Origin of the sequence: Paenibacillus typhae (assembly GCF_900099765.1) — a bacterium.
Lineage (GTDB): Bacteria > Bacillota > Bacilli > Paenibacillales > Paenibacillaceae > Paenibacillus_AQ > Paenibacillus_AQ typhae.
The window spans coordinates 1-20,537 of sequence record NZ_FNDX01000052.1 but is presented as its reverse complement, the minus strand read 5'-3'; the positions used below and the strand labels follow the sequence as shown (position 1 = coordinate 20,537).

The following is a 20,537-nucleotide window of genomic DNA, read 5'->3' as shown; positions in this document are numbered from 1 at the left end:
TGCTTTAGAGAGAAGGGAGTTAGAATATGGATTTCACTACACAGTTATTGATAGCAGCCATTTCCGCGGGAACCCCGCTGCTGCTGGCTACGCTTGGCGGTATCCTGAATGAGCGGGCGGGCATCATCCAGCTGGGTGCGGAAGGGCTGATGCTGATGGGAGCGGTGACCACCTGCATCGTATACATCCGCAGCGGCAATCTGCTGCTGGCCTTACTTGCAGCTATTGCCGTGACAGCGGTGCTTGGCATGGTGCATTCGTTCCTGTGCGTGACGCTGAGGGCCAACCAGACGATGTCGGGGCTGGCGATGACGCTGTTCGGCAGCGGACTCAGCGCCTATTTAGGCAAGTCCATCAGCGGCCTGCCCCTGCCGGGGACTTCACCCAAGCTTAATCTTACCTGGCTCCAGGGAATCCCGGTGATCGGGGATATTTTTGGACGGCTGGATTATTTGACCTGGTTCAGCCTGCTGCTGGTACTGGTGCTTCATCTGCTGATTCATCATACCTCCTGGGGGCTGCATCTGCGGGCCGTCGGGGATAATCCGGCGACAGCGGATGTAATGGGCATCCGGGTGCAGCTGATCCGCTACAGCTATGTTACTGCCGGTGCTGCACTGATTGGGCTTGCCGGGGCAGACATGGTGCTGGCCTATGCGCCGACCTGGAATGAAGGCCTGACAGCCGGCCGCGGCTGGATTGCCGTCGGACTCGTCATCTTTGCGAGATGGAATCCGCTGCGCGCGCTTTTCTGCGCCTACTTCTTCGGTGCGCTGGACTCACTGGGATTCCGCATCCAGCTGCTTGGCAGCGTGATTCCGTCCTACTTCCTTAAGATGATTCCTTATGTCGTAACCATCCTGGTGCTGATGTATCTCGGTTACCGTAACCGCAACAAGCCCTCGGGCACTCCGGAATCACTGGGTACGCCTTATATCCGCGAGCAGCGGTTTTAACGAAAGAAGCTTTGCCTGATTATCTGGTATAATCATTAAAATCCATTTATTGTAGTTCGAACTTCTAACCGGTTGAATACAGTAAATGGACTTTTTTTACCCTTGAAGTGATATGAGAAATATCATTGCACAGTTAATAAGACTATAGAAAGCGGGGCGGAAGTATGAGTGCAGAGACAGATACCTTAACATTGGAGCAAATTAACGGGATGAGCCGGGAACAGTTTGTAGTGGCGTTAGGCGGGATTTTTGAACATTCCCCTTGGGTGGCAGAGGGGACTTATCAGCAGATTCCGTTTCATTCTGTCGATGAGCTGCACCGTGCGATGCTGCAGACAGCGCGAAGCGCGCCTGACAGTCAGGTTACAGAGCTGCTCAGATCCCACCCGGATCTGGCCACAAGGCTGCAGGTTACCGCGTACTCGGCGGCAGAGCAGCAGGGGGCGGGCCTTGACCGGCTGACTCCGGAAGAATTCGAATTGCTTACAGGGTTAAATGCGGCATACACAGAGAAGTTCGGCTTTCCGTTTATTTTGGCCGTCCGTGGCAAGAACAAGGACGACATTATTGCGGCGATTTCCGAGCGGGTGCATTATCCGCTGGAACAGGAACGGGAACAAGCACTCTTTGAAATCGGCCGGATCACCGGCTTCCGGCTGCATGATCTGCTGCCGGAGCCTGAAGGGTCCGCATTATGAGCGGGCGGCTGACCACCCATGTGCTGGACCTCGCAAGGGGAGGTCCGGCAGCCGGGATGGCCCTCCAGCTCTGGAAGCTTGACGGCGGGTCGGAAGAGCCGCTGTGCGAAGCGGTGACGAACAGCGACGGAAGGCTCGATGCTCCGCTGCTGACCGGCGCGGAGCTTGCCCCCGGCAGCTATGAGCTGCTGTTCATGGCCGGGGATTATTTCCGCGGCACTGCGGCTGGCGCGGGAGAAGCGGGAGCGGACTCCGGGGTGCTTTTTCTGGAACAGATTCCGCTCCGGTTTAATATTACGAATACCGAAGAACATTATCATGTTCCGCTGCTAGTAGCACCCGGAGGGTACAGCACGTACAGGGGAAGCTGACACAATAAATAGAACCGATGGCGGAGGTGGCCGGATTATGAAGGAATCATATGAGCTTATTATCAGGAACGGGGATGTAGTGCTGCCCGGAGAAGTAGTCAAGCTGGATGTTGCAGTAAAGGACGGGAAAATAGCTGCACTGGGCCGGGATCTGCCGGTTCTTCCGGACACCCGGGTCATCGATGCACAGGGACTGTATGTGCTGCCCGGCATGATTGATATGCATGTCCACTTTAATGAACCTTCCTATGGACACTGGGAAGGCTTCCGCAGCGGCTCGGCGGCGCTGGCCGCCGGGGGCTGCACCTGCTATGCGGATATGCCGCTTAACGGCAATCCGCCTACGGTAAATCTGGCTGCGCTGCAGCTTAAGGCTGAGGCGGCTGCAGGGAATTCTGCCGTTGATTATGTCCTGTGGGGCGGACTGGTTCCCGGCAATCTGGAGGAGCTGGAGGGGCTGGCTGCAGCCGGAGTTACCGGCTTCAAGGCGTTCATCTCCAATCCCGGCGGTGAAGGGGAAGGCCGGTTCCGCGAGGTCGATGACGACACGCTGTATCAGGGGATGCAGCGGATTGCCTCCTTCGGCGGCATCCTGGCGCTGCATGCAGAGAGCGAGGCCATTACGGCAGCACTGTCTGCTGATGCTGTACGGAGCGGCCGGACCGGCGCGCGGGATTTCGCCGCTGCCCGTCCGGCAGAGGCCGAGCTTGAGGCGGTGGCGAGAGCGCTGCTGTACAGTGAGCGCACAGGCTGCCGGCTGCACTTTGTGCATATAAGCACGGCGGCGGCTATTGATATGATTCATGAAGCGAAGCTCCGCGGGCTTGATGTATCGGCGGAGACCTGCCCGCATTACCTGGTTCTGAATGAGAACAGTCTGGAGGAGCTGGGTGCACTGGCCAAATGCGCACCGCCGCTGCGCAGCCCGGAGGAGCAGGAAAAGCTGTGGCAGGTGCTGGCAGACGGGCGGATTGAGCTGATCGCCTCCGATCACTCCCCGTGTCCGCCTGAGCTGAAGCTTGATCCCGGCCTGAGCTTCTTCGAAGCCTGGGGCGGCATCTCCGGGGCGCAGAGCAGTCTGGAGCTGATGTTCCATGAAGGGGTGAACCTGCGGGGCCTGCCGGTTACGCAGATTGCGGCGCTATTGGCGGAGCAGCCGGCCCGGAGGTTCGGGCTGGATCGCCGCAAAGGCTCCATCAAGCCGGGGCTGGATGCCGATCTGGTCCTGCTGGATCCGAACCATCCCTATACCTTGGAGTCAGAGAATCTCCTGTACCGTCATAAACACAGCCCTTATACCGGCATGACTTTATCCTGTAAAGTAACGGCAACGATAAGTCGCGGGACAGTAGTGTATACCGCAGCAGACGGGCTGCTGATTGAAGACGGCGGTGAATGGCTGCGGGTTAACGAAGGAGAGTTCTCCCGATGAGCGCGCCAGCTATTAAAGCCCCGGCGCGTCAGATGATGGAGCTGCTGGAGGAGCTTGCCGCCTTCAGTGCTCCGGGGCCGGGCGTATCCAGGCTGCTCTACACCCCGGAATGGCTGCAGGGGCAGCGTTTTCTGCAGGAGAGAATGGCGGCGCTTGGCATGGAGGTCAGGACGGACGGCGTGGGGAATGTCTATGGCAGGTTTGCAGGCTCGCAGCCGGCCGCAAAAGTGATTTTAACGGGCTCGCATATCGATACCGTGCTGAATGGCGGAAAATATGACGGTGCCTACGGGATTGCTGCTGCTGTTACTGCGCTCCACTACTTGAGGCAGAACTTCGGCCAGCCGCTGCGGACAGTGGAGGCCGTTGCCTTCTGTGAGGAGGAGGGCAGCCGCTTTCCGCTCGCCTATTGGGGCTCGGGCAACGTTACCGGGCTGTATGACGGAAGCGAAGCGCAGCGGTGTGCCGACTCTGCAGGAGTGACGATCGCTTCAGCTATGGAGGGCTGCGGATTGGGGCGCAGGCCGGAAGACTGCGGGACAGCAGCCGCGGCCGGCTATGCGGCAGGGAGAGCTCCGCTCAGAGAGGATATTGGCACATTTGTTGAACTGCATATCGAGCAGGGAATTGTGCTAGAGCAGGCAGGCTTGGAGATCGGGATCGTTGAGGCGATTGTCGGACAGCGGCGGTATAGTGTAAAGGTTGCCGGCAGCACGAACCATGCCGGCACTACCCCGATGGGACTGCGCCGCGATGCGCTTGCAGGCGCTGCTGAGATGCTGCTGGCAATGGAGCAGGCGGCAATTGCAGCCGGTAATCCGCTGGTAGCTACCTGCGGGAAGCTTGAAGCAGTGCCGGGCACGCCGAATGTGATACCCGGCGAGGTGCAGTTTACACTCGATGTACGGCATAGTGAAGCTGATGCACTGGAGCATTTTTGTTCCATGCTGCTGGCTGCGTTCGAAGAGATTGCCTGGAAGCGTGGGCTTACCCTGCAGGCTACGGCTACTCTGGCTACAGCTCCTGCGCCTATGGACACGGGATTAAATCAACAGCTTCAGCATATAGCACGTCAGCAAGGGAGAAGCTTCCGCAGTATGGTGAGCGGAGCAGGCCATGATGCCCAGCTCTTTGCTCCCGTATGCCCCACGGCCATGATCTTTGTGCCGAGCCGGGCGGGCATCAGCCACGCTCCGGAGGAGTATTCTTCACCGGATGAGCTGGCTGCCGGGCTTAACCTTCTAACGGCAGTACTATACGAGCTGGCCTATAAAGAAAGCTGAACATCAGAGGGAGAGGTTTGCATGAAACGGTACGAAGATTTGGCGCCGTCCTTGCGGTGTATTATGACTCCAGGGCCGGTAGAGGTTGATCCGCGGGTGCTGCGGGCAATGTCTTTTCCGGTGCTGGGCCAGTTTGATCCCGAGTTTACAGATATTATGAATGAAACGATGGAAATGCTGCGCGCGCTGTTTAAGACGGGCAATAAATGGGCTTTTCCGGTTGACGGTACCTCCCGTTCCGGCATTGAAGCCGTGATGGTCAGTCTGATTGCGCCGGGCGACCGGGTGCTTATTCCGATCTTTGGCCGGTTCGGCCATCTGCTGCATGAGATTGCGGAACGGTGCGGAGCTGAGGTGTATACGATAGAGAAAGAATGGGGCAGCGTGTTTGCTCCGGAGGAAGTGATCTCTGCGATCCGCAGCATCAAGCCGGATGTAGTGGCCATTGTCCACGGTGAAACGTCTACGGGACGGATGCAGCCGCTTGCTGAAATCGGGCAGGTCTGCAGGGAGCAGGATGCCCTGCTGATTGTGGATGCTGTTGCAACCATTGGCGGCGTGCCTGTAGAGACCGATGAATGGCTGCTGGATGCTGTCATCGGCGGTACGCAGAAATGCCTGTCGATTCCTTCGGGAATGGCTCCGGTTACGTATAATGAGCGGGCGGAAGCCAAGCTGCTGAAGCGCAAGCAGGTCGAACGCGGGCTTAGAACAGGCAGGTTTGAGGCAGGGGAACTGCCGCCGGTGCGCAGTAATTATTTTGATCTGGGAATGCTTCAGGATTACTGGAGTCCCCAGCGGCTGAACCACCATACGGAGATGACGTCGATGCTCTATGCGCTCCGTGAAGGACTGCGGCTGGTGCTTGAGGAAGGTCTGGAGGCGCGGCATGCGAGGCATGCCCTGCATGAACAGGCGCTGGTTGCCGGACTTGCTGCAATGGGACTTACACTATACGGCGATCCGGATTGCAAGCTGACTGTGGTGGCCTGCGTGCAAATTCCGGAGGGGGTGGATGGGGAGTCGGTGCGTACGATGCTGCTTGATCATTTTGGTATTGAGATCGCCAGCTCGTTTGGTCCGCTTAAAGGTAAAATATGGCGTATCGGTACGATGGGCTTCAGCTGCCGTGAAAATAATGTGCTGCGCGTGCTGGGAGCGCTTGAGGCAACCCTTTTGCGGCATGGGCACTCTCTGTCACCCGGCCTTAGTGTCCAGGCGGCACTTGACGTATATGAACAAAAAGGTAGATAATCGTCTGAACGGCAACTGGAGAAATGGTGTTTAGAGAAGCTTGCGGACGGCCTGCTGTCCCGGCTTTACCCAGGAAACGGCTTGCGCCCCGCGAGGGGCGGCAGAGCCGTTTTTATTAAAATACGGAGGGAGTGGAAGTCATGTCATTCAAAAGAAAGCCTTTGGCGGACTGTGTGCCTGAGCTGGTGGCTACGGCCCGCGGTGATCAGAAGGCGTCCCTGGTTATAACGGGAGGGAAGCTGGTCAATGTGGTTTCCGGAGAAATACTGGAAGGGATGTCTGTTGCGGTGCAGGGGGGACGCATCGCTTATGTAGGTAAGGATGTCTCGCATACCATTGGAGAACATACACAGATTATTGATGCGGCCGGGAAATATATCGCACCCGGATTGCTTGACGGACACTGCCATATCGAAAGTACACAGCTGACCGTTACAGAGTTTGCCCGGGCGGTGCTGCCGCTGGGGACGACAGGCGGATTTTTTGACGCCCATGAAATTGCCAATGTATTCGGGCTGAAGGGCATTAAGCTGATGCTGGATGAAATGCGCGGCACACCGCTGGCAGCCTACATGCAGGTAGCCTCCTGCGTGCCATCGGCAGGTGCAGAGTTCGAAACCACCGGTGCCTCGCTGGGACCGGCTGAGATAGCGGAAGCTTTTACCTGGGGCGAGGATGTGATTGCGCTTGGTGAAGTGATGAACTTCCCGGGCGTGGTGTACGGGGATGATAAAATGATCGGCGAAATCCAGGCGACACTGCGTGCCGGACGGTACGTTGACGGACATTTCACCTGGCCCTCCAGTGACTGGAGGCTTCCTGTCTATGCGGCCGCCGGTGTAACAGGAGATCATGAATGTGTAACAGCGGAGGATGTCATTGAACGGGTCAGACTGGGGATGTATGCCAAAATGCGCCGCGGCTCCGCCTGGCATGATGTTGCAAAGACGATCACCGCGCATACGGAGCACGGGCTGGACACGCGCCGCATGATGCTGGTTACCGATGACCGGAGCTCGGAGTCGCTGCGCGATGAAGGACATATGGATTTTGTTGTGCGCCATGCAATTGCCCAGGGAGTGAAGCCGGTTACGGCCTTCCAGATGGCAACGATTAATACCGCTGAACGCTTCGGGGTAGCCCGTGATATCGGTTCGGTTACACCGGGCTCCTGTGCGGATATTATTCTGCTGGACGGCAATCTGGCTGATGTGCATGTAGTAACGACTATCGCAGCAGGAGTGGTGGTCGCTGAGAATGGGATTATGACGGCTGAACTGCCGGTCTACACCTATCCCGAGGAAGTGCGTGCCTCGGTTCATCTGCAGCAGCTTCCGGTGCCGGAGGATTTCATCATTCATGCTCCGGTAGAGTCCGGCAGCCTGGCTACCCGTGTTATTAAGGTGATCGAGAACCATGTGGAGACGGAGGAGCTGATCGTTCAGTTGCCTGTGGAGAACGGGGAGCTGCAGGTCGGCAGCGGCCTCTGCAAAATTGCTGTGTTCGAGCGGCACAAAGGAACCGGCAACAAATCGGTCGGGGTAGTTGAAGGCATCGGCTTCCATGAGCCGGCGGCGATAGCAATGACGGTTGCCCATGACAGCCACAACGTGCTGGTGATCGGAAATAGCGATGTCCTGATGGCAAAAGCGGCAGCTGCTGTTGCCGAAGCCCAGGGCGGCGTAGCTGTCATTACGGAGTCAGATACCACTTTATTCCCGCTGGCGATTGCCGGATTGATGTCGGCAGAGCCGTTTGAAGTGGCAGCAGCGCAGTCTGCGGCGATCAGTACGGCGCTGTATAATTCAGGCTGCACGCTGAATTATGCCTTTATGACATTGTCCCTGCTGGCGCTTGCCGTTATCCCGACCCTACGGATTTCCGACAAGGGTCTGGTACGGATCTCGCCGGAAGACGGCATTCAGCTGGTGAACTTGTTCAGCTGACCGGCCGGCTGCAGCAATAGCTCCATAGTATAGAAAATGCCTTCAGCCGGTTTCCGGTCTGGAGGCATTTTTTTATAGCTCAAACTAAATTAGTTTGATTTTCGCCTCTTAATTTCCGCGTTCTGCAGTTTTAGTGAGTATTAGGTGGAAAAACGCCAACTATTTCGGGTCATTTACTGCATTGGATACAATTTTGGAGAATTTAGGAGGTGTTTATCCACTTAGTTTTCAGATAACGGGGTTCCGCGGGGAATTAGGTGGCGATTTTCCATTTAGACAGGCTGCATGGTGATTTTCTTTATGGCCTAGCCGTGAATTGATTGGAGATGGGACCCGGCTGCTGTTATCTTCAGATTCCTGCCTGACCAAACTCACCATACAAACGTTCAATAAACGCATAAGACTCTGACCAATCCGGGCTGGCTGAATTACAGAGCAGATTTACACTGAATTGCTGTTCATAGAACCTTACAACATCCCACTTTTGTCAAATCCTCTAAGGAAGAGAAAACATTAGCCGCACCGGTGGCAAACGTGTCTGCGTAATTACATTTCCAGTTCTGTCCGTTCTGTTCATATCCGTAAGCGCGGTTAGGGACAACGGGCTGCTCTTCACTCCTTAAGCCGAATAGTATTTATTTCTGTCGCAACCCTCGCTCTGTATTGCAATTTTTCCTCGCAGAGGGGTTATTTTGCTGCCGAAAAAAGCGTAAATGGTTACAGTTCTGTCATAAAAAACATAATATTAACCGATTCATCACAATTTGAAACATTTTTTTGTCGAAATTGATAAAAAACATTAACAATCCTGTAGAAATGGACGATAATACTTTTAAATTAATTATAATTGTTTTCCAATTGCCGACTACCAGACAAGCCGCAGAAAGTTTAAATATATGGAACGGGGTGTATGAGATGATCAGATTAGGAACACAGGACATTGTGAATATCACAATGAAGCAAATTGCCGGCATCTTCAAAATGGAGCCTCTTGAGCTCAGATTTGTTAACGATTTTCAGGGTGAGCAATATCTGCTGACCAATGATAAGCTGCATCTCAGCAACCAGCAGTACTGGGCTAAGGTGATGGATTGTGTGTTCGAGAATCACGTCAGACCGGTCCTGATGTGCGAGGTGCTGTATTTCCTCCGCAACGAATTTATGGAAAGTGACATTAAGCTCAGATTTTCTTATGATTTTGCGGAAGGGGCGGAGGGCGCAGCGACTGCTTCAGCAGAGGTAAGCTTCAATGATACTCCTGACCTGCAGCCGTCCGAGATTGCCGAGCTGATTGACTTCGCCCTATCCCTGCAGGATAAAGTGTGGTTTGAGGAACTGACTGCCAAGTACAAGCAATTGACTGCGTAAGCATCAGGCGAAAGACCGCTGCTCCGTGCTGTATTGACGGAGGCAGCGGTTTTTACATTAAAGGGTTAATATTAGCTTCCGGTGTTAAGGTGGTTGGCAAGGACTTCGGAATCAGGTGCGGTTCTCGGGCTTCGGCGGATCAACAGCCGCCGGCAGCCAGCCCCGGGCATTGTCATTGACCAGTCCGGCCAGAAAATCCAGCCATTCCGCACTATCGTTCAGGCAGGGGACGGTCAGGAAATCCTCTGCGGCCCCTCCGCCAGATACATAAAAATCCCGTCCTTCGACAGCCAGCTCATGCAGTGTCTCCAGACAGTCGGTCACCAGGCCGGGCGAGAAAATCATCGGCCTGCGGAACCCCCGTTCCGCAAGGCTCTTCAGGACTTCCTCCGTAGAGGGGCCGACCCATTCCTCCCGGCCAAACCGTGACTGGAAGCTGATCTGCCAGCTTCCCGGTTCCCAATTCATGGCTTCTGCCAGCAGCCGGGCGGTTTCATGGCACTGCTCCGGATAAGGATCGCCCGTCTCCGCATACCTGCGGGGGATGCCGTGAAAGGAGAGCACGGCGAAATCGGGCTTAGCGGTTAACGCCTGTAAGTGGCGGAGCAGGTGCTGCTTCATGGCGGAAATGTATCCGGGTGCATCATAGTATGTATCAATAAACCGCAGGGCGGGTACGAAACGTTTGGTTACCGGGCCTGAGGCGCTTTTTCTGCCGAGAGCGGCGAAGCAGGCAGCATCATAGACAGAAGCGGTGGTGGTGGATGAATATTGCGGGAATAAAGGAACGACAATAATCCGCTGCACGCCGGCAGCTTCGAGTGAGGCCATGGCCTGTTCCATGCCCGGCTGGCTGTAGGCAAGCCCGAGCCCGACCCGGAAACGGCTGCCGAGCAGTTCCTGCAGGCGGCTCTGCTGAGCCTGCGAATACAGGAGCAGAGGGGAGCCGTCCTTATGCCAGACAGCACTATAGAGCGCTGCGGACTTGCGCGGACGAACACGCAGAATAATCCCGCGCAGCAGAGGCTGCCAGAGTATAGGCGGATAATCAATGATCCGGCGGTCCGACAGGAATCTGCGAAGATAAGGGCGGACAGCCTTGGCGGTTGGGGCAGCAGGTGTTCCGATTTGGGCGAGAATGACCCCTATAAGCGACTGGTTCATTGCCGGAGATGCTCCTTTCCTAAACATGACATCGTTTAAAAATAGCATAGCTTTTGTAGGGTGCACAATACGTAAAATCACAGGATTATCATAAGACGGAGTAAATGGGAGAAATTGAGAGTTTTCAAAAATATTTTTTTTCTGTTAAACACAAATAGTGATGTTTCTTATAGGGTGTGTGATTTTATATACAGAGAAAAGAAGCCGGGATTTGTTACCATCAAGCCAGAAATTACCTCGCTGAGGTTTTTAAATTTTATGTGAATTAATTCACCTTTTATGTGATTTTTTTCACCTTATGTATCAGTTGATAGCAAAACAAGAAAAAGCGTCTTCTCAAGAGAGAGGTAGCGGGTCATGCACGAACGGGAGAGGGGGGATGTTTTCTTATGAAGAAACAGGTTGTTCTTCGTAAGAAAGGACAGGAGAAGACCGGCAGGAGGATTGTTTTGAAGAGCTATATACTACTGGGGATTAGGTAAAGGAGAGTACGCATTGAAAAAACTATTTTCTTTGACTATCAGCGCAGCCTTACTGCTTGCGCCATTCGCTTACACCATTAACGCACCGGCTCTGAAGCTGACTGTGGATGCCGTTTCGGCCGCTTCGGAGGAAGCGCCGGCAGCTACAGCCAAACCGGCAGCTAAGCCAACAGCCAAGCCAACACCTAAGGCAACAGCCAAACCAAAGCCAACTGCTAAGCCTACGCCAAAAGCAACAGCGAAGCCGACTGCGAAGCCTGCTGCAACACCAAAAGCAACAGCCAAGCCGGCAACTGTTAAGCCTGCTGCTACTGCCAAAGCTACTGCTAAGCCTGCAGCTACTGCTAAACCGGCAGCAACTGCTAAAGCAACAGCCAAACCGGTTGCAACTGCGAAGCCTGTAACGGTTAAAGAGAACGTATATAAAGACGGAGTTTATGTTGCTTACGGCAATGCCTACTCCAAAGGCACTGAAGGTGCTAAGGTTACCATTAAGGACGGAAAGATTGCCGATCTCGAGCTGATGAGAACAAGCCCTAAGCTGATCGACCGCAATGTCCGCGACAACTACAGCGGCGTATGGGTAGCTTACGGCCTGATGAAGGATAAGCTCCTCGGCAAAACAAGAGACGGCGCAGCAGCAGTTGATGCCGTATCCGGCGCAACCCGCAGCAGCAACGGCTGGAAGCTGTCTGTTGACAGAGCGTTTGAAAGAGCGCTTAAAGTAAAACCTGCTGATGCTACCTATTTCACAGGTGACCATATGGGTATCGACCCTGAAGGCAAATACGCTGTATTTGCAACCTTTGATGAGAACAGCCTTACTGCTGTCAAGCTGTACCCTCTGACAGCCGCCGGTGATTTTGTAGACGAAAAGAACTACACTGCAGAGCAGACTGCTGCAATTGCTGCAATCACTCCTGCACTGCTGGCTAAAGGTTCCTCCGCACAGGCGGTTCCAGGCTTTGAAGCGGAATCCAGAGCTGCGATCAACGCATTCTGGGATGCAGAGCAGAACGCTACAATCAACAACACATCCGCTTATATTGACGGATTCTACTCCTCCTACGGTACTGCAAGAAGCGTAGGCGTAGAAAGAGCGGATATTATTATCCGAAACGGCAAGCTTGTAGATGTGAAGCTGTACAGACTTGGCACCAACCTGATTGACAGAGGTGCAACTGCTTATGCTGAAGTGGTAAAAGCAAATGCTCCGATGACTGCCAAGCTGCTGGCAAACGGATCTTATATCGCTAATTATGATGAAAAGGTTGACGGTATTTCCGGCGCTACCGAAAGCAGTCACGGCTGGAACCAGGCTGTAGAAAGAGCATTCGAGAAAGCGCTGAAGGTTCCGACTGAAGGACAATATTTCGACGGTAAATTTGCAGGCGTGGATAACCAATCCAAAATCTTGCTGCTGGCTGATATTGAAGCTGATGAAGTAACCGGTCTGACACTGAGCCTGTTTGGCACAGACGGCAAGCTGATTGCTGACGCCAAACTGACTGCAGAACAAAAGACGCTGGTTGACCAGCTGAAAGCAGGCCTGCTTGATAAGGGTGTAGCACTTGCCGATGTTACAGGCCAGGAAGCGCTGACCGCAGCAGCAAGAGCAGCTCTGGCTGACGCGCTGGCTAATGCTTCCAAAGTACAAGGCGAGTACAAAGACGGCACATTCACCGCATACGGTGACGCTTATGATAAAGGTACGAACAAAGCTGACGTTACCCTGCGTAACGGCAAAATCGTAAACGTAGTCCTGTCCCGCGTAGGCATGAACATGGTAGACCTGGGCAAGGCCGCTTATGCAGAAGTGCAAAAAGCGATCCCGCAGCTGACAGCAAGCTTCCTTGCTGCCGGTACCAGAGAAGGTGTGCAAGAGGTTGATGCCGTATCCGGTGCAACCAGCAGCAGCAACGCTCTGAAAGCAGCAGTAGACAGAGCTTACGGTAAAGCTGAAGTTGAAGAAGCGCACAAAGCGGCTTACTTCAACGGTATTTTCATCGGTGCAAGCACCGACAAATCCGTAAACGTTATGGTTACTGTGAAGAACAATGTTCCTGTAGCAATGCTTGTGTATTATCTGGATGCTAATGGAAAAGTTAAGACTCCTGAATACCTGACAGCCGCTCAACTCGCGGTGAAGAGTGAAATTGAGTCCACTTCGACCGGCAACAGCCTGCACAAGTATGGATACAAAGCAGCTGCATTCGGCGCCAACGATGCTGAAAAAGCTGTTTCTGCCAAAGCTGTAGAAGCTATCAAGGCGGCTCTGGAAGCAGCAGGCAAGTAAGTATTAATGAGTTTTAGCAAGGGGTTGTCCTCAGCCGTGCAAATGGCGGGGGGCAGCCCCTTTTAGTGTATTATTCGGTTATATTATAGTAGACTTATTATTACTGCGGCATATTTCATATGGAAATTCGTATAGTATTTAAAGGGATTTCGCAGTCAATGTACAAAGTTTACTATACACAGCAGGTATGTGTGCCTGTTAGTAACGGGAGGCTCCAACATGACACTTATCAAGCAACTATCTCCACAGGATGAATTTACCGGTTTTTATCTCCTTAGAGAGCTGGCAATCAAACAAACCAACGGTACTCCTCCAAAGGATTATTTCGATATTGTACTCGGTGACTCCAGTGGGCAGATCTCTGCCAAATTTTGGGATGTCAGCACAGCTGATAAAGAAACCTTTTTTCCGATGTCGCTGGTGAAGGTACGCGGGATTGCCCATACCTACCGGGAAAAGCTGCAGATCAAGATTACCAAGATGAGGCTTGCTGAGGAATCAGATGGTGTATCGCTGACTGAGTTCATCCGTTCGGCCCCGATCCGTCCGGTGGACCTGCTGCATACAATCAAAGGGGCAATGTCCAGTATCACCGATACGGAAATCTCGGCGCTCGTTGCTTTTTGTGTCGGTAAGGTTGAGGAAAAGCTGATGCATTATCCGGCGGCCAAAACCCATCATCATGCCTATTATGCCGGACTGGCCTATCATATGGTACGTATGCTCGAAATCGGAGATTTCCTGTGCAAGCAGCGGCCGTTTCTGAACCCGGATCTTATGAGGGCCGGCATTATTCTGCATGATATCGCCAAGCCGGAGGAGATGATTTCAAGCTTTGGAATCGTTTCAGATTACAGTGTTCAGGGCAAGCTAATCGGCCATATTTCCATGGCCTCGAACTGGATTACCGAAGCGGCGATACGTACAGGTATTGATCTGGAGTCGGAAAAGGTGCTCGCGCTTCAGCATCTTGTATTGTCGCACCACAATTTGGGCGAATGGGGCAGCCCGGTTCAGCCGCAGACAGCCGAGGCAGTCGCCCTGCATCATATTGATGCGATGGATGCCAAGCTGCAGATGGTGGAGGACGCACTAGATACCACGCCGGAAACGGAGGAATGGACTCCATTTATCAGAGGGCTGGAGAATAAAGCAGTGTACCGGCTGAAGCTGTAAGCAGCTATATTAACTTAAATTATCCTTGGCTGCAGCCGCAGCAAAAAGCAGGTTCACCCGGTTTCGGGAGAACCTGCTTTTTGTCGTGGGCATCGGCCGGGGAGGTAAGGGGCCGGCAGTTGTGGGCAGGGGCTATTTAGCGTCATACATGTGCGTGATTCGCCGCTAGTATGAGGCGGGATGGCAGCAATAAGGGGAAAAATCCCGTTATTGCCACGTGCAGAAAGCGTGCAGGTTCCAACTAATGCCCACGCACATGGAGGCGGGCCGCCTAAATAGCAGCGGCCCGACTGACTGGCAAGCTCTCCTCAAAAGTAAGGCTTAACAGACGGAGAAGCTGGCGGTAAGGCAGGTGCCTTGGCCGGCTGCTTCTTTCGCGGCGTCTTTTTGGGCGGCGATTTGAACGGGGTGTAGCCGCCTGCGAACATTTTACCGGCGGTGTAGCCCTGGTTGTCTGCCAGCAGGAGCGGCTCAAACTTCTGATCCTGCTCCATCAGCTTCAGCAGAATCAGTGCGGCGGCACGGGCGTCATCCAGCGCATCGTGGTGCTTCAGGCTGATGCCGAAATGCTGGGAGATGACGTTCAGTTTATGGGACGGCAGCTCATCGAGCATTTTTTTGCCGAGTAAGTATGTGCATAAATATTGAAAATCAGGGTAGCGGTTCCCCGAAGCATCCAGACAGTAGCGCAAAACGCTCATATCAAACGCGGCATTATGGGCCACGACGATCTCATCCTGCAGCAACGGCTCCACCGTGCTCCAAAGCTCCTCAAAGGTAGGCTGTCCCTGAACCATGGAGGGGATGATGCCGTGGATCGCAATGTTCATGCCGTCAAACCGCTGGCGCGGATCGATCAGCCATACATGCTCGGCCGTTATTACACCGTCTCTAACCTGGACAAGTCCAAGAGAACAGGCGCTGGATCGGCTGGAGTTTGCGGTCTCAAAGTCAATTGCAGTAAAATTCATTGGTAAAGCCCCTTATCTATCATATGTATCCTTAATATTAAAGTAGTGAAAGAGTAAATACAATCTGCTGAATTTACAAAACCCGGATAGTATGCTATTCCTGAACTATGAATATTTGGAAAATGCCAATAGGTTAAGGAGATGAGCGAATGCAGCTGCTGAAAGGCCAGAAAACGGATGTGACCAAGGGCAGGGACTTAAACGAGCTTATATTATCTTTCGGATGGACGGCCCGGAATGCCGAGATGGGGATTGATGCCGCCGCATTTTTGTTGTCTGAGCAGGGGAAGTGTGAGCGGGATGAGGATTTTATTTTTTATGGAAACCCGGTATCTCAGGATGGCTCCGTCAACCACGCAGCTGCTGGAAATGGCGATAAGGAGAGCATTACCGTCATGCTGCCCCGTCTCTCGCAAAAGGTTGCCCGGATCGCGCTGACACTAACCATCTATGAAGGTGAGCAGCTGAACCACCGGATGAAGGATGTGTCCGGCCTCTATGTCAGGCTGCTGGACCGGCAGAGCGGCGAGGAGCTGCACCATTTTGATTATGGCTCTGATTTAGCGCAGGAAACAGCGATAGTAGTGGGCGAGTTATACCGGCATAATGGGGAGTGGAAATTCAGTGCTGTCGGCAGCGGGTTTAACGGCGGGCTAGCTGCGCTGTGTGTGAACTATGGACTGGAAGTCGAATCAACCGGGTCATCAGAGGTTGCGGCTGCAGCGGAAACGGCTGTTAAAGGGAGTAATAATACAGCTGCGCCGGACAAGCTGTCTGCATCGGCCTCTTCATCCGCCAGCCCGTCTGCACAAACGCCAGCAGCAGCTTCTAACGATCCATCCTCCCAGCCCCTTTCATCAGCTCCGGCTAACCCGTCTGTCCCGCAGGCAGCATCAGCATCATCTGCAGCAGCATCGGCACAGGCTTTAAATCCACCTGTCCTGTCTAAGATCGACCTGCGCAAAAAAATCGTCCAGCTCACCCTCGAAAAGAAGCAGCTGACCGGCGTAACGGCCAGAGTAGGCATAGTCCTGGATATCAGCGGCTCCATGAGGACTCTTTATGCCAGAGGCGTGGTGCAGGAAGTAGTTGAGCGGATTCTCGCTGTAGCCAGCAAATTCGATGACAACGGTGTGCTGGATGTCTGGGTGTATGATAATGAGTTCAGCCGGATGGATTCGGTAACGGAGCGGGATTTCGGTGATTACGTCAAACGGCATATCCTGAATAACCGCTCTATTCATAAATTTGGATTTAATAATGAGCCTCCCGTTATGGAGGACGTGATCCGCAAATATACGAAGGAAGAGGAGAAGGATAAAGCTCCGGTCTTTATTATTTTTATCAATGACGGAGGTGTCGTAAGAGCTACGAAAAAAGTCATTAGGAATGCAGCCGTCCAGCCGATTTTCTGGCAGTTTGTAGGGATCGGGAACTCCGATTTCGAAGTGCTGGAGGGGCTGGATAACATGACCGGGCGTGTCGTGGACAATGCGGATTTTGTGCATCTGGACCGGATTGAGGAGGTTACAGATGAGGAGCTGTATGACAGGCTGCTGAATGAATTTCCGCAATGGCTTAAGGCTGCTAAGGACAAACGGATACTACAATCTTAACATCAAAAAGGTACTGTTCCGATAAAACGGCCAGTACCTTTTTTACAAAGAATTTCGTGCCCTGACTTACTTACCGCTGTCCGACTGCTTGCTGCGCAGGCGGGCCAGCTCGGCTTCCACGGCGCCCTGCAGAGCAGGGTCGATGACAGGGGCGGAAGCCTTTGCAGAGTGCCCTGCTTGCGCTTCCCACTCATTGATCTTGTCTTCCATCCGCTCGAAGCCGCGGGAGGCGGCGCCGGCGTTGATTACGTGACCGTACACAGGTGCTCCTGTGTGGGAAGCTGCACTGTTTTGCGCGGCCCGTTTACTTGCTTCAGCTTTGCGGGCGCGTTCGGCCAGCTCTGCTCTTTTGGCCTTCAGCCGGGCATGCTCTGCTTTGGCATTCTGCAGATTAACCTCCAGAGCGGCCAAGGCCTGCAGGGTTTCGTCGAGAATGGCTTCTGTCTCCTGAATACTTTCGAGATAACGCAGCTTGGCTGTTACAGCGGCTCTGGCTGCCGGTTCATTGCCTTCGCTCATGGCCTGGACTGCGGCAGCCTCGCTGCTGTCCGCCTGCACCAGATACTCGGCCTTGCGGCGTTCCAGTACGCTTGCGGTAACCTTCAGCTCACGCTGCTTGCTTTCGGCGCTGCTGATTTTGTCATCGAGGTCGCGCAGATATTGGCCGGTCAGCAGTACCGGGTCCTCCAGCTTGTTCAATCCTTCGTGAATAGCTGCCTTGGTAAGGGTTGTAATACGTTCAAATATGCTGCTCATGTTCATTTCTCCTTCAAATTATAATTTTGGATGTTTTCTTTATGCCGGGCCTTTATATCATTATCGATTAATAGTGATCGAAGCTGTCTGTAAAGCTGGTGTAAGTCTCTTTTGGAATAAAGATGCTGGCGATAATGTAGATGAACAGGACGGTACCGAAGCTGAAAAATGCAGCGGCTGCGACGAGCAGTCTCACGAGGGTGGTATCCAGATTAAAGTAGCGCGCCAGCCCTCCGCATAAACCTGTAAACATCTTGTCAGTAGTGGAACGGTACAATTTTCTCATTAATAATCTTCCTCTCTTGTTATGGATACACCCGAAGGGGGCTTCTCAATATCCGTTATCTATGTGTTCATTGTACGGCGATTTGAAGCTGCGCAAAACGGACTGGGGACTGTTTTTGAATCCAGACCTTAGACGGGGATGGGGTCCGCAAAAAGACGGGGCCGGAGCTGGTCAGGCCAGCCGGGCAAAAGGTACTCTTTTAACATAAGGAGTCATCCGGTTATATTTCCGCTTAACATTCCCGGCCTATACTGTAGGTAGCTCTACCTCCCCGTCTCCAAGAGATGAAACTCACTTTCCGGTTAAGACTTTGAAGAATAAGGAGGACTGGCCATGGGGATTCATAAGTATTTTCGCTCACTGAATGAGCTGGAACGGATTATCCGCTGTCCGGGTAAGTTCAAGTTTGAGGAGCATAGCGTAGCCGCCCATTCCTGGAAGGTTGTGCAATACGCCAAAACGCTGGCTGATATTGAAGAGAAAAACGGAGCGGTGATCGACTGGAAAAAGCTTTATGAGATAACGAGCAGCCATGATTATGGAGAGATTTTTATCGGGGACATCAAAACGCCGGTGAAGCATTCCTCGCTGCAGCTGCGGTCGCTGATCCAGCAGGTTGAGGAAGGGATGGTCCATAACTTTATTGAGGAGCATATCCCGGAGGAGTTCAAAAGCATCTTCGTCCAGCAGCTGCGTGAGGGCAAGGATGAGTCGCTGGAGGGGCTGATTCTCGAGGTCGCGGATAAAATGGATCAGGTGTATGAGGCTTTTGCGGAGATGCAGCGGGGCAATACGGAGAAGGAATTTGTGGTGATGTACCGCAATGCGCTGATCAAGATCAAGAACATTGACCTGAAATGCGTGGAATATTTCCTGGCAGAGATCCTGCCGGATATGGTGAACGAGGAGACGCTGTCTCCGGTGGATATCAGAAGAATTACAGAAGAGGCACTGGCTCTGTAGGTGATGAGCGGTACTCTTTTTTTAAATATAAGAATTTATATGTTTTACGCTATCAATAATCCTTATATTTCTTGCAGAAACGGTTACCGCCTTCTCTGAAGGACGGCATGGCCGTTTCTACTTGTTTGGGCGGCTTTCTCTTGTTATAAGAATATAGTGCTGCGGAGGCGTTAAAGGATATATGCATTAAAATGGTTAAAAGTATCGACTCTGTCGCCTGCGCAACAAGCCCGAAAAACAGTCCGCCGCTCAGCGCAAACGCCATGAACCGGATGCTTTCGGCATTGAGCCTATAGTACTGCAGGTGAGAGACAGCAAACAGAACGGCCGTAATAATCACCGCCAGGCTGAGCTGCGGAATCAGGTCATAACCCAGCTCCAGTCCGGATAAGGCGCCAAAGCTTTCATGACGGGCAAGCACAGGCAGGGCCAGCCCCCGGAAGGCAATCTCCTCAAGTACAGGATAGGCGATAATAAAATTAAAGGTATTGAACCGGCCTGCGGGTGAATAGCCAGAGCGTCTGGCTACCAGTCCGTTAATGAGCAGAATGAGGAGACACAGCGGCAGTACGGCAAGAAAATCATGCGGCAGGCTGTAGACATAATTGCCCTTGCTGACCAGACTCGCGGCAATAAGCAGAGCTCCCCAGTAATAAACGGCGAATCGTATATGATGCTTGCTGAATAGTCCGATGAGCTGTTCAATGATTTTAAATGAGAATGCTATAAGTACAGCAGTGATCAGTGCAGTCAGCATCAGCAGGCCCACGTCCTTTTTACAGATTATTCCTCAGACTACTATAATTTATCTCCCAGTTGCAGTCCAGCAATAGAATGAAAATATTAAAAGTTGTACAGATACGTTATGATGAAGGAAGGATAGATTGATTTGTACAATTGACATGAGGCTGTAGTGCGGAGGGTTGTCAGGGCTATCATTGGGTTATGGTGAATAAACATAGCAGGGAAGCTGCGCTTCCTGACGAATTTTAAGGGCAAACGACATTTTCAGGAAATGAGGGGTGCCAAGTGAGTTTTTTTGATAAGTTCAAGGCAGGTGTGACCGAGGCTGGCAACAAAGCCAAGACAGTCGTTGAGGTAAACCGCCTCAAATTGCAGAACAGCGGCAAGCAGAGTGAAATCGACAAGCAGTATCAGAGTATGGGCAAAATGCTGTTTGAAGCTACTCTCCAGGGCTCGCCGTTGCAGGCAGATGCATATGCGGTTAACATGAGCCGTATCCTTGCGCTGAAAGCCGAAATTGAAGCCAACCTGGAGCAGATCTCCGCACTCGGCGATGTGAAAATATGCAAGGGCTGCAACAGCTCTGTGCCGGCGGACGCACGGTTTTGTCCAAACTGCGGGCATACATTTGAGGCTCCGCGGGAGCCGTAGGGTTTAAGAAAAGAAACAGCCCAAGCTTATTGATATGATCCCCCTATAGTAGACAGAAAAAAGCAAGCCGTTTAATCTGTCTACTATGGAGGGGATTTTTTATGGGCGAAATGAGAAGAACGTA

The 20,537-nt window shown here is 52.9% G+C and carries 18 protein-coding genes; 13 read left to right on the top strand and 5 right to left on the bottom strand.

Annotation, left to right across the window (positions count from 1 at the left end; all coding sequences use genetic code 11):
• The first annotated feature begins 26 nt into the window (after positions 1–26).
• The 8 genes from BLR64_RS26360 to BLR64_RS26325 all read left to right on the top strand — a co-directional run bounded on the left by BLR64_RS26360 (position 27) and on the right by BLR64_RS26325 (position 9,308).
• Complete coding sequence (locus tag BLR64_RS26360) at positions 27–956, top strand: ABC transporter permease (RefSeq protein ID WP_090719222.1); 930 nt, start codon at positions 27–29, stop codon at positions 954–956.
• 164 nt (positions 957–1,120) lie between these two features.
• Positions 1,121–1,654 (top strand): 2-oxo-4-hydroxy-4-carboxy-5-ureidoimidazoline decarboxylase, encoded by a 534-nt coding sequence (gene uraD, locus BLR64_RS26355; protein ID WP_090719220.1) that lies wholly within the window; start codon positions 1,121–1,123, stop codon positions 1,652–1,654.
• A complete protein-coding gene (gene uraH / locus BLR64_RS26350) occupies positions 1,651–2,025 on the top strand; it encodes a hydroxyisourate hydrolase (RefSeq protein ID WP_090719218.1) in 375 nt (124 codons plus the stop codon). Before uraD ends, uraH begins: the two co-directional genes overlap by 4 nt.
• A 37-nt stretch (positions 2,026–2,062) precedes the next feature.
• The gene (gene allB / locus BLR64_RS26345) at positions 2,063–3,457 is read left to right on the top strand and encodes an allantoinase AllB (RefSeq protein ID WP_090719216.1); all 1,395 of its coding nucleotides are present in this window, start codon (positions 2,063–2,065) and stop codon (positions 3,455–3,457) included.
• The gene (locus BLR64_RS26340; RefSeq protein WP_090719214.1) at positions 3,454–4,740 is read left to right on the top strand and encodes a Zn-dependent hydrolase; all 1,287 of its coding nucleotides are present in this window, start codon (positions 3,454–3,456) and stop codon (positions 4,738–4,740) included. Before allB ends, BLR64_RS26340 begins: the two co-directional genes overlap by 4 nt.
• Before the next feature lie 21 nt (positions 4,741–4,761).
• Positions 4,762–5,994, top strand: a complete 1,233-nt coding sequence (locus tag BLR64_RS26335) for a pyridoxal-phosphate-dependent aminotransferase family protein (RefSeq protein WP_090719212.1) — start codon at positions 4,762–4,764, stop codon at positions 5,992–5,994.
• Positions 5,995–6,134: 140 nt separating this feature from the next.
• A complete protein-coding gene (locus tag BLR64_RS26330) occupies positions 6,135–7,940 on the top strand; it encodes an adenine deaminase (protein ID WP_415841220.1) in 1,806 nt (601 codons plus the stop codon).
• Between the two features lie 915 nt (positions 7,941–8,855).
• Positions 8,856–9,308: a hypothetical protein gene (locus tag BLR64_RS26325; RefSeq protein ID WP_090719209.1), complete on the top strand. Its 453-nt coding sequence runs from the start codon at positions 8,856–8,858 to the stop codon at positions 9,306–9,308.
• A gap of 111 nt (positions 9,309–9,419) precedes the next feature.
• Here the strand turns inward: BLR64_RS26325 and hemH are convergent, their stop codons facing one another.
• Positions 9,420–10,472: a ferrochelatase gene (gene hemH, locus BLR64_RS26320; protein ID WP_167360790.1), complete on the bottom strand. Its 1,053-nt coding sequence runs from the start codon at positions 10,470–10,472 to the stop codon at positions 9,420–9,422.
• A gap of 495 nt (positions 10,473–10,967) precedes the next feature.
• On the opposite strand from hemH, the gene BLR64_RS26315 reads away from it, so the two are divergent.
• Positions 10,968–13,250 carry an FMN-binding protein gene (locus BLR64_RS26315; RefSeq protein ID WP_090719203.1) on the top strand — a complete coding sequence of 761 codons (2,283 nt, stop codon included), beginning with the start codon at positions 10,968–10,970 and terminating at the stop codon, positions 13,248–13,250.
• 219 nt (positions 13,251–13,469) lie between these two features.
• On the top strand, positions 13,470–14,426 hold the full coding sequence (locus tag BLR64_RS26310; protein ID WP_090719201.1) for a 3'-5' exoribonuclease YhaM family protein: 957 nt from the start codon (positions 13,470–13,472) through the stop codon (positions 14,424–14,426).
• A 308-nt stretch (positions 14,427–14,734) separates the two neighbouring features.
• Here the strand turns inward: BLR64_RS26310 and BLR64_RS26305 are convergent, their stop codons facing one another.
• Positions 14,735–15,397, bottom strand: a complete 663-nt coding sequence (locus BLR64_RS26305) for a 3'-5' exonuclease (RefSeq protein WP_090719199.1) — start codon at positions 15,395–15,397, stop codon at positions 14,735–14,737.
• Between the two features lie 149 nt (positions 15,398–15,546).
• Here BLR64_RS26305 and BLR64_RS31155 point away from each other — a divergent pair, with 149 nt between their 5' ends.
• The gene (locus tag BLR64_RS31155) at positions 15,547–17,013 is read left to right on the top strand and encodes a VWA domain-containing protein (protein ID WP_341833402.1); all 1,467 of its coding nucleotides are present in this window, start codon (positions 15,547–15,549) and stop codon (positions 17,011–17,013) included.
• A 66-nt stretch (positions 17,014–17,079) separates the two neighbouring features.
• On the opposite strand, the gene BLR64_RS26290 is transcribed toward BLR64_RS31155, so the two are convergent.
• Positions 17,080–17,769, bottom strand: a complete 690-nt coding sequence (locus BLR64_RS26290; protein WP_167360789.1) for a PspA/IM30 family protein — start codon at positions 17,767–17,769, stop codon at positions 17,080–17,082.
• A 67-nt stretch (positions 17,770–17,836) separates the two neighbouring features.
• On the bottom strand, positions 17,837–18,055 hold the full coding sequence (locus BLR64_RS26285) for a PspC domain-containing protein (protein WP_090719194.1): 219 nt from the start codon (positions 18,053–18,055) through the stop codon (positions 17,837–17,839).
• Positions 18,056–18,388: 333 nt separating this feature from the next.
• On the opposite strand from BLR64_RS26285, the gene BLR64_RS26280 reads away from it, so the two are divergent.
• A complete protein-coding gene (locus BLR64_RS26280; protein ID WP_090719192.1) occupies positions 18,389–19,018 on the top strand; it encodes a YfbR-like 5'-deoxynucleotidase in 630 nt (209 codons plus the stop codon).
• A 52-nt stretch (positions 19,019–19,070) separates the two neighbouring features.
• Here BLR64_RS26280 and BLR64_RS26275 read toward each other — a convergent pair whose 3' ends face one another.
• Positions 19,071–19,775, bottom strand: a complete 705-nt coding sequence (locus BLR64_RS26275) for a CPBP family intramembrane glutamic endopeptidase (RefSeq protein WP_139172102.1) — start codon at positions 19,773–19,775, stop codon at positions 19,071–19,073.
• 272 nt (positions 19,776–20,047) lie between these two features.
• Here BLR64_RS26275 and BLR64_RS26270 point away from each other — a divergent pair, with 272 nt between their 5' ends.
• Positions 20,048–20,413 (top strand): zinc ribbon domain-containing protein, encoded by a 366-nt coding sequence (locus tag BLR64_RS26270; protein WP_090719188.1) that lies wholly within the window; start codon positions 20,048–20,050, stop codon positions 20,411–20,413.
• Positions 20,414–20,537 lie beyond the last annotated feature (124 nt).